Here is a 10,288-nt window from a genome sequence, read left to right on the forward strand (position 1 = left end):
TGGGTAGTGCATTTTGCTGGTGGCGGGCAAAGGCCAGCGCGCGCCGCCGCACATGGCGAAACCAGGCCAGCGCTTCCACCAACTGCCATTGCCACCAGCCCAGCAGGCCCATCTGGTGCAAGCTGCGGCGAACGTCGACGGCGGCGGTGTACATCGCATGCATGTCGCCGCTGAGTCCGCCGGCGCCGAACGGCGGCTTGTGGTACGAGGCGAGCACCTGGTCAAGCTTCGCGCAGCGATAGCCGGACAACAGAATCTGCGCCCACAGCAGGAAATCTTCCGCGCGCTTGCGCGTTTCATCGAAGCGAAACGGCAGGTCGCGGCGCAGCATGATCGATGCGGTAGGAAACGGGTGGCGCAACATCAGCAGATGGCGCGCCAGTACGCGCACCCGCGGCGGCTGCCGCAGCGCGGGCGGCGGCGCTGTGCGCGATTGCACGTTCATCGGGTGCCCAAGCAGGGCGATGTCGGGATCGTTCCGTAGCGCGTCCAACTGCAGCTTCAGTTTCTGCGGATGCCAGGTATCGTCGGCGTCGAGAAACGCGATCCATGGCTGCCGCGCCGCATTCCAGCCGCGGTTACGCGCAGCTGATGGGCCGGCGTTGCGCGGCATGGCGATCACCTTGATCCAGCCGGGTGGGAAGTCTCGTGCGATCGCTTCGAGCTGTTGCAATGTGCCGTCGCCGCTGCCGTCGTCCACCAGCAGCACTTCGGCGGGGCGAAGTATCTGCGCCGCGATCGACGCTACCGCCGGGCCGATGGTGTGCGCGCAGCGGTAGCACGGCACCACCACGCTGACCGGCGCGAGGCCGTCATCACCATTCTGGCGGCGATCGAAGTCCGCCGCGGTGGCCGATGGCGGTGAAGTCCTGCGTGTGGTAACTGCTCGATCAGTGGTGACCAATGGTGTTTTTTCCCATCGATGTTGGCCGCGCGGGTGATGGTCGCGATCATGCATTCAAGCCTGCTGTTGCTCCGACGATTCCACGCTTTCCTGATGGGTTTCGTTTTCATGTTCCTGATACGGCCCCACCGTGGTGGGTTGCAGCGGCGCGGCGAGCGACAACCGTTGCCCTGCGCCGATCGTGCGCGCAGTGGCGACCATCGCCTTGCTAGCCTGTTGCGTGTGATAGATCCTGCCCAGTAGAACGACGTAGATCGCGGCGACGGAGGCAAACGCCAGCAAATTGCTGCCCGGTGTGAGATGGCGCGTCCAGGTGCCGACATAGACCAGCGCCATCGCCAATCCAACCAGCAGCACCAGCGCGCTGTGCGCGCTGCAACCGGCGTTCATCATGACGTGATGGATGTGGCCGCGATCCGGCTTGAATGGCGACTTGCCCTCGCGCATGCGTCGGATCATCACTTGCAAGGTATCCAGCACCGGCAGCGCGACGCACCACAACACGTCGACCGTCGACAAATGCGGGTGCGGCTGCTGGCTGAGCTGAATCAATGTCCATGCCAGGAAATAACCGATCATCATGCTGCCGGCGTCGCCCAGGAATACCTTGCGTCCGATCAAGTCGAGGTTGGCGGCGAGGTCAGGCAGCAGCGCTGCGGCGAGCAGCAACAGCAGGATGATGCTGTGCCATTGCGAAATGCCCTGGAATACGCTGATGGCGCCGATGCTCACCAGCGTCAGCATGCCGGCCAGGCCATCGATGCCATCCATCATGTTGAACGCGTTGAGCAGGCCGATCACGGCGAGCAGGGTCAGCGGAATGCCGAAATCGCCCAGTTCCAGGTTGTGACCAAACAGATGGCCGAGCGTGTGGATATAGATGTGCGTGCAATAGACCATGGTGAGGACGGCCGCGGCCTGCACCAGTAAGCGGCTGCGCACGCTCAGGTCGAAACGGTCGTCCAGTGCGCCGGTCAGAGCCAGCACCGCACCGGTGCCCAGCAGCGCATTGGTGAACAGCAGGGATTCGCCCTCGAAGCACATGCCGGCTATGACGCCGAACAGCGCAGAAAGTCCACCGATAAGAGGGATGTTCCCGACGTGGCGCTTTCGCTCGCTCGGCTTGTCCACCAATCCGATCGACTCGGCATGGTGGTAGAGGAAGACCAGGGCGACTGCAGCTGAAAGCATGGCGATGACGCATGAAATAAGCGCGCGGTAACTCATCGGTTCTCCCAACTACAGACGGTTTGAAGGTGGCGCGAAGCTTCTACTTGGCTACGCGATGAGTCATGTGAAACACGTGTGACGGGTGAGCGATCCTAGGGATTGGACGATGAGCGCAGCGCCGTGAGAGGTTCCTCGAAAAGAATGGTTTTTCTGCTTCTTTCTGAGTGAAATAGCGATGAATGGGTATTGAGCGAGAGGATGGAACGGGGTCGTGGCGTTTTTCGTTTCTCTAACGAAATGTGCATGCGGGTAGACATAGAAGAGGTGCTCAGGGTCGATTCGTCTATGCGATTGTCGCTATGGGGGCGTATGCGCTGCGTGTGCAAATGCACAAGGAAACGACGTCGATTTATGCACATTCATGAATAGTGAACGGCGAGGCGTTCGTAAAGGTCGCAGCGTGCATAGCGTGAACAGCAAGCTCTCGTAGGTTGGTGCTGAGCGAATGCGAACCCCGACATCACCATGCAGAATGCAACGTTGGGGTTCGGCTACATCTCACCGCCGACCTACGCCTTGCTTCTTGCCTTAGGGCCGCAGCGTGCGGCGCGTGAACAGAGCAACTGCTCAGTCCGCTGGCTGCAATAGCAATTGCGCCTTGTCGAGCAGGTCACCCATGTCGAACGGCTTGATCAAGGTCTTGGTTGCTTCGCCGAGATCGTTGTATTCCAGCCATTCGGAATCGGCATAACCGGTCATCAAGATCACGCGTAGCTGGGGCAGCTGTTTGCGCGCCTGCGAGCACAACTCGTAGCCATCGATGGCGGGCAGGTCGATGTCCGACAGCAACAGATCCCATGCGGGGCCGCCGGCCAGCAGCGACAAGGCCTCGTTGCCGGAGGCCGCTTCCGCCACCTCGCTGCCCAGTTGCCGCAAGCGTGTCGCCACCGAATGGCGAATGGTTTCGTTGTCTTCTGCCACCAGGATGCGAAAGCCATGCAGGTCCGGCGGCGGGTTGCCGCTTTTCAACGGCGCGGCTTCCGGAATGGCGGTGTTGTCACACGGCAGGTAGAGCAGCACGCAGGTGCCGGCGCCAGGGCTGCTGCGGATATCCACGACGCCGTTGTATTGCGCCACGAAGTCGTAGACCATCGATAGACCAAGACCGGTGCCTTGTCCTTCAGGCTTGGTGGTGAAGAAAGGTTCGAACGCGCGTTGGAGTACTTCTTCGCGCATGCCAGGGCCGTCGTCGGCCACGGCGATCTCGACATACGAACCGTGGGCAGGCCCCAGCGCGACACGGACGCTGCTGTCGTTCTGCGTGCACAGGCGGCAGCTGATGCGCATATGTCCATGGCCGCCCATCGCGTCGCGCGAGTTGACGGCAAGATTGACCAGGGCGCTTTCCAATTGGTCGCCGTCGCATGCCACCAGCGGCAGATCATCCGCGTGCGAAACCTCGAGCGTGATGTCGTCGCCCAGCGTGCGGCTGAGCAATTCGCGCATGGATTGCAACACCTTGGCGACATGGATGAGCTGGGAGGGCGGCGCATGCCGGCGCAATAGCGACAGCAGCCGTTGGGTGAGCCGGCCGGCGTGCATGGCAGTATGCAGGGACGCCATCATGTGGTGCCTGGCTTGCGTGACGTTGTCCATGTCGAGGCTGAGTGCGCCCAGCTCCAGCGAGCTGATGATGCCTTGCAGGGCATTGTTGAAATCGTGCGTAATGCCCCCGGTAAGGCGGCCGATGGCCTCGATTTTCTGTGCATGCACGAGCTGGCCGCGGGCTTCGCGCAGACATTGCTCCACCAGCTTCTGCTGCGTGCAGTCGTGGATGAGCGCCGCGAAGCCGATCAGCGAATCATCGTCGGCATGAACGGCCTGCACCTCGGCTTCGGCCGGTACGTGCGTGCCATTCGCATGCGCCAATTCGCACTCTACCTTTACAGGATTGCCGATCGCCGCCCATTGCAGCAACTGCGCCGAAAGCGGCAATGGCTGCGGTGTTTCCGGGAACAAGGCCGAGAACGAACGGCCGACGATATCCCTGGCCGCATAACCCGTGATGCGCCGCATGCCGGCGTTCCAGTCGAGCACGTTGCCGTGTCGATCCAGCATGCAAATGGCATGCTCGGGCGTGCCTTGCATAAATAGCCGCAGGCGGCGTTCGCATTCGCGCAGGCGATCATGGGTGCGCCGGTTCAAGCGCATGTCGCGCAGGATCATGGCGAAGCCGTGGGGGCGCTGGCCCGCGGCTTTCAGCACATGTACGGATATTTCCAGGCGGATGCGAAGGTTGCGCTCGCTGGGCAGCCAGGATTCGACGCGAGCATGCCGGCCGGCCAGATCCGCGTCGAGCGCCAGCTGCAACAGGTCGGCGCCACCTGGGTTGGGGTAGACATTGGCGTAGTGCTTGCCAAGCAATTCGCGCGCGTGCCGCTCGTCGAACAGCAGATGGCTGTTGTGGCAGGCGAGGATGTGGCCGTGGAGATCGAGGATGAAAATGCTGTGGTCGGTCTGGGCAGAAGCAGGCAGCGCGTGGTTCGAGACTGCAATTTCCATGAGTACGACTCTATACACATGACGCCGAGTGGATAATGCAGGGTCATCCAATTCACCTGACACTGCGCCTTTGCTTTGCGTCAGCTGGCGACACCACGTTCACACGTGAGGGTCGTGGGATTTTCATCCAACTCGATAGCTCACGACGTTCGATTGGCGTAATGCATACACGGTGTCCACGCCCCAGCTTCCAAACGCAACGGTCTTGCTCCGGTCTTGGCGTAGAAACGACACCCTGACAACGGCAGCATCCGGCTGCCACAAGCCCCTCACCGTTGAGTCGGCGTAAAGATGATGGGAATACTGTGATGGGGTCGTGAATGCTGCGCATTCATATGCCCCAAAATATTGCGATTTTTCTCCATTTACGAAAGCTGAATCTGACCGGTTCGGAGCGTGGCGGAAAAGCAGTGCAAGCAAGCATGCGCCAGCCAATGCTCATGGTGCCGTCTTGTAGGCTGACCCGGGGCGACTCCACCATCGGCTTCTGCATGGCGACGTTGGGGTTGGCGTGCGCTCACCGCCTACCTACACGGCGATGCATGCTTGAGTTATTTGTCATACCCGCCTTTCGCCGGCCTGGCCCGATACAACGCCAGCGATCTGGCCAGCAGCGTGACATGACCTTCGTTGACGACCGGCGCATAGGCTGCGGTGCTGATCAGCAAGCGCCACTCTACCGTGCCGGTATCGTGCGGCAGGGTGAAAACCACATCCTCGAAATGGCCGTTGATCAACAGCAGCAGCGTGGTATCGGCGCCGGGCCGCTTGATGCCGGTGGGCTTGGCACGGCCGTCGAGCAGCATGGCGAGGCAGCGCTCCTTGGGGTTGTGCCATTGCGCTTCGTTGAATTCGTGTCCGTCGGGCGTCAGCCAGGTGACGTCGCGAATGCCGGACTCTTCATCGACCAGGCCGCGCAGGAAGCGGCTGCGGCGCAGCAGCGGATAATCGCGGCGCAGGCGCGTGAGGCGCCGCACGAAATCGGTGAGTCCGCGTTGCTCGCCGGCTGCCGGCCAGTCCAGCCAAGTGACGTTGTTGTCCTGGCAATAGGCGTTGTTGTTGCCACCTTGCGTGCGTCCGAATTCATCGCCGGCCAGCAGCATCGGCGTGCCTTGCGAGAGCAGCAGCGTGGCGAGCATGTTGCGCATCTGGCGCTGGCGCAGGGTGAGAATATCCGGATCGTCCGTATAGCCTTCTTCGCCGTGGTTCCAGCTCAGGTTGTTGTCGGTGCCGTCGCGATTGTTTTCGCGGTTGGCTTCGTTGTGCTTGTCGTTGTAGCTGACCAGGTCCTTGAGCGTGAAGCCGTCGTGCGCGGTGACGAAATTGATCGAGGCATTCGGCCGGCGGCCGCGCTGGTCGAACAGATCGGCCGAGCCGGTCAGGCGCGTGGCAAGTTCCGCCAGCCAGCCTTCGTCGCCACGCCAGAACGCGCGCGTGGCATCCCGAAAGCGATCGTTCCATTCGGCCCAGCCGGGCAGGAACTTGCCGACCTGGTAGCCGCCGGGACCGACGTCCCACGGTTCGGCGATCAGTTTCACGCGGCCCAGGATGGGATCTTGCCGGCAGGCATCGAGAAAGCCGCCGCCCTGGTCGAAGCCATGCGATTCGCGGCCGAGAATGGTAGCCAGGTCGAAGCGGAAACCGTCCACGCGCATTTCGGTGGCCCAGTAGCGCAGCGAGTCCATCACCATCTGCAGCACGCGCGGATGACTCAAGTCCAGCGTGTTGCCAGTGCCGGTGTCGTTGATGTAATAGCGGCGCTCCTCGGTGAGCCGGTAATAGCTGGCGTTGTCGATGCCGCGCAGCGAGAGCGTGGGACCGAGGTGATTACCTTCGGCGGTGTGGTTGTAGACCACGTCGAGAATCACTTCCAGCCCTGCATCGTGCAGATGCGCCACCATCTCCTTGATTTCCGCCACGGTCGACGTCGCCATGTAGCGTGGATGCGGCGCGAAGAAACCGATGGTGTTGTAGCCCCAATAATTGCGCAGGCCCATTTCCAGCAGGTGCTTGTCGTCGACGAAGGCATGGATCGGCATCAGCTCTACCGAGGTCACGCCGAGCGAGCGGATGTAATCCACCACGAACGACTGCGCGAAACCGGCGAAAGTGCCGCGCAAGAGCTCCGGCACATGCGCCAGCAGCTTGGTGTATCCGCGCACGTGTGCTTCGTAGATGATCGTGTGATCCCACGGCACGCCCGGCCAGTAATGCGTGCCCCAGGTGAATGCCGGATCGATCACGCGCGACTTGGGCATGTACGGCGCGCTGTCGCGCTCGTCGAAGCTGAGGTCGCCATCGGGGTGGCCGATGGTGTAGCCGAACAACGCATCGTGCCAGGTCAATTCGCCGATGATCTGCTTGGCATATGGATCGAGCAGCAGTTTGTTGGGATTGAAGCGATGACCCGCTTCGGGCTCATAGGGGCCATGCACGCGATAACCGTAGAGCTGTCCCGGACGCGCATCCGGCAGATAGCCGTGCCAGATTTCGTCAGTGTATTCGGGCAAGGTGATGCGTTCGGTTTCGTGGCCCTCGTCGTCGAACAGGCAAAGCTCCACGGCGGTGGCGTTGGCGGAGAACAGCGCAAAGTTCACGCCCAGCCCGTCCCAGGTGGCGCCGAGCGGAAACGGCAGTCCTTCGCGCAGGCTGTTGCGGTGCTCGGTCGCTCCCGTTACGTGGCGCGGAAGCGTGGATGTGGTCATGACGTCCATCTGCCTGATCATCTCTGCGGTTTGTTTCGTCGGCATGGGCATGGATGAAGTGCCAGTCTGTCAACACCTACTTTTGCGCTTTTTTCTTGTCGCCGTTTTGCTGCGAAGCATGTCGTTCCTCCGCCAGCACCAGTTTCTCCGCCATCAGCCAATGCCGCGTTTCCTGGCCGGCAGGGCGTCCTTCCGATTCCCAGATGCTGTGGGCAATTTCGCTGATGCGGGCATGCCGTTCGGCGGGGGAGCGTGATGTGTTCATGAATCAATGCTCCGAACTCAAGAAAGTTTCAGCCATTAGAGACACAGCCACTCGTCATTCCGGCGAGCGCTCGCATGCGGGGGGCGCATGGATGTGCTTGGCTCCGAGGGGTCCGGAATCCAGTTTGAATGCGTCGTGCGAAGCATGTGCAGTGTGCTGCGCACGCCATGCTTGACTGGATTCCGGCGTTCGCCGGAATGACGATAGAGAAATCCTGGTGATCGGAATATGCGTTCATGAATGGGATTCGGATATCAGCACGGCTACCGGCCATTCGGAAAACAGCGCTTGCGCGGACAGTCCCTGCGGGCTGCCCTGATGCGTACGATGAGTAAATAGATCAGTGAAGGTGCACAGGCCGTCATCGGTGGGGCAGGCGATGGCGGTATTGCTCCAGAATTCGCCGTCCACCATCGGGCGATCGTCGGCCACCATGCCTTCGGCGCAAAGCCGCGGTACGGCGACCAGCAGGCGATGGCTTTCGTGGCGGCGCAGGAAGGCGACCACATGGTTGCGCCGCCAGCCGCTCACTTCAGCTGGTTCGTAACTGGCACGCAGGAACATGTCCGGCCAGCGGCGGCGCGCGCGCAGCAGGCGGTGGATCACTTGCTGCTTGATCACGCCGTCGCGATAACCGGCCAGCAACTGCACAGGCAGCAGGTTGCCGTCGAGGCTGGCAAGGCGTGGCGCGTAGGCGACCGGGCGGCGATTGTCCGGGTCCACCAGCGAGAGGTCCCAATACTCGGTGCCCTGGTAGAGGTCGGGCACGCCCGGCACAGTCAGGCGTAGCACCGTGGCGGCCAGACCGTTCAGCGCGCCTGGCGCATCCAGGCTGCGGGCGGCAGCGCATAGCTCGCGGCGCAGGCTTTCATGGCGCGGCGATAGCAGCGTATCGCGCACGACCGCCTTGCAAGCGTCTTCATAGATAGGATTAGGCGTGGTCCAGCGCGTATGCAGCTTGGCTTCGCGCTCGGCCTTCAGCAGCCACTGCTCGATACGCGCCGCAAACGCGGACATCGCCTCGCCGTCGTCGGCGTCGAGATCCAGCGGCCACGCACCCAGAATGGTTTGCAACAACATCCACAGCGCGCCGCGGGAAGGTCGGTTGGCGTTTTCCAGTTCGGCTACCCAGCGGCTCGCCTGGTCGACGAACCAGCGCGCGCGTTCGCTCAGCACGGCGAGCCTGGCACGCACGTCCTCGCCACGCTTGTGGTCGTGCGTGGCGGTGGCGAGCAGCGCACGCGGCCATGCACCGGCACGCTGCTGCATGGCGGTGTGAAAGCGATGCGGGTCGATCGCCAGGGTGCGCGGATCGCTGCCGACCTCGTTGCGCGACAGCAGTACGCCGTAGCGATAGAAAGCCGTGTCTTCCACCGCTTTAGCGTTCAACGTGGTGCAGAGCTGCTCGAACAGTCGCCGCGCCGTCTGCAGATGGCGGCGCTCGGACAGGGTGTTCAACCAGCGCGCCTTGGTTTCCAGCAGATACTGGCGCAGGTACGCGCGGTGCGCGGTCAGGTCGGGGTCGCCATAGCGCATCGCGCGCTCGAACACGTGCTCCAGCGTGTGGCGGTCCTCATCGCTGATCGTGCCGGTACCCAGATACGTGCGATATACCGGCATCTGTTCCAGCAATTCACACAGTGCACGTTGCAAGGCCAACGGCGTGACGTCGCCGGCTTCGGGCGTATCCATCACGTAGCGCTCGAACGCGCGTACGCAACGCGCCAGATCGGTGGCGAGGCCGGTCGCCAGCATGCCGCGGCGGGCCTCGCGCTCTTCGCTGCCGAAATGCCGCGGGCGGCCGGTGAGCGCCTCCCACGCCCGCGCGAGCTCCGTGTGGCCTTGCTGGTCGTGCAGCAAGGCGCCTGCCTGGTGCATGAAGTCGTAGCCGGTGGTGCCGTCCACGGGCCATTCCTCGCGCAGCGTTTCGTCGTGCGCCAGGATTTTTTCCACGTGCAGCGTCATACGCCGTACCGGCTGGCGCGGATCGATGCGCGCCGCGCGATCCGCGCGCAGACGCAGCTTGCGCAGGTATTCGCGCGGTTGCGTCAAACCGTCGACATGGTCGATGCGCAAGCCGTCGATCATGCCTTCGCGGATCAGCCGCAACGGCAGCGCATGCACGGCGTCGAACACGTCGTCGCGTTCGACCGCCAGCGCCACCAGCGAATCGATCTCGAAGAAACGGCGGTAGTTGATCACCTGGCTAGCGCTGCGCCACCACGCGAGCCGGTAGTGCTGCAGGTCCAGAAAGCGGTGCAGCAGCGCCTTGTCGGCATGCACCTGGGCGATGGCGCGATCGATGTGCGCGTGCAGGCTTTCATCCTGCATTGCCAGGCGCACCGCGTCGATGGCATCGCTGGCGCGTTTGAAGCGTGGCAACGCGTGGCCGGCCAGGTCGAACAGCAGGCGCAGGCTCGATTCGGAAATCGGCAGCTTGGTGCCCGGCACGCCCAGTGCGAGGGTGGTGCCGCCCACGTGGCGTTCCACCTGCAGTTCGCCGCGCGCCAGCGCGTGCTCCAGCGGTACTTCCAGGATCGGCAGCCACAGCTTGCCGCCGGTATGCGGCGCATGCCAGTCGATATCGAAGTAATGCGCGTAACGGCTGGCGCGTCCGGCCGCCAGCACGTCGTTCCACCACGGGTTGGCGACATCGGCGGCCATGTGGTTGGGGACGATGTC

The 10,288-nt window shown here is 62.7% G+C and carries 6 protein-coding genes; all 6 read right to left on the reverse strand.

What is annotated here, in order from left to right; translation table 11 throughout:
* Positions 1-958, reverse strand: a 958-nt coding sequence (locus tag VMA74_RS16425) for a glycosyltransferase family 2 protein (RefSeq protein WP_325368890.1), incomplete at its 3' end; no start/stop codon positions are given.
* Positions 959-2,131, reverse strand: a complete 1,173-nt coding sequence (locus tag VMA74_RS16430; protein ID WP_325368891.1) for an undecaprenyl/decaprenyl-phosphate alpha-N-acetylglucosaminyl 1-phosphate transferase — start codon at positions 2,129-2,131, stop codon at positions 959-961.
* 570 nt (positions 2,132-2,701) lie between these two features.
* Complete coding sequence (locus tag VMA74_RS16435; protein WP_325368893.1) at positions 2,702-4,636, reverse strand: hybrid sensor histidine kinase/response regulator; 1,935 nt, start codon at positions 4,634-4,636, stop codon at positions 2,702-2,704.
* A gap of 551 nt (positions 4,637-5,187) precedes the next feature.
* A complete protein-coding gene (glgX, locus tag VMA74_RS16440; RefSeq protein ID WP_325368895.1) occupies positions 5,188-7,341 on the reverse strand; it encodes a glycogen debranching protein GlgX in 2,154 nt (717 codons plus the stop codon).
* Between the two features lie 76 nt (positions 7,342-7,417).
* Positions 7,418-7,606, reverse strand: coding sequence for a DUF2934 domain-containing protein (locus VMA74_RS16445; protein WP_325368897.1), 189 nt, complete (start codon positions 7,604-7,606; stop codon positions 7,418-7,420).
* Between the two features lie 234 nt (positions 7,607-7,840).
* Positions 7,841-10,288, reverse strand: a 2,448-nt coding sequence (gene treY, locus VMA74_RS16450; RefSeq protein WP_325368899.1) for a malto-oligosyltrehalose synthase, incomplete at its 5' end; no start/stop codon positions are given.

It is taken from the genome of Dyella sp., from assembly GCF_035508675.1.
Taxonomy (GTDB): domain Bacteria; phylum Pseudomonadota; class Gammaproteobacteria; order Xanthomonadales; family Rhodanobacteraceae; genus Dyella_B.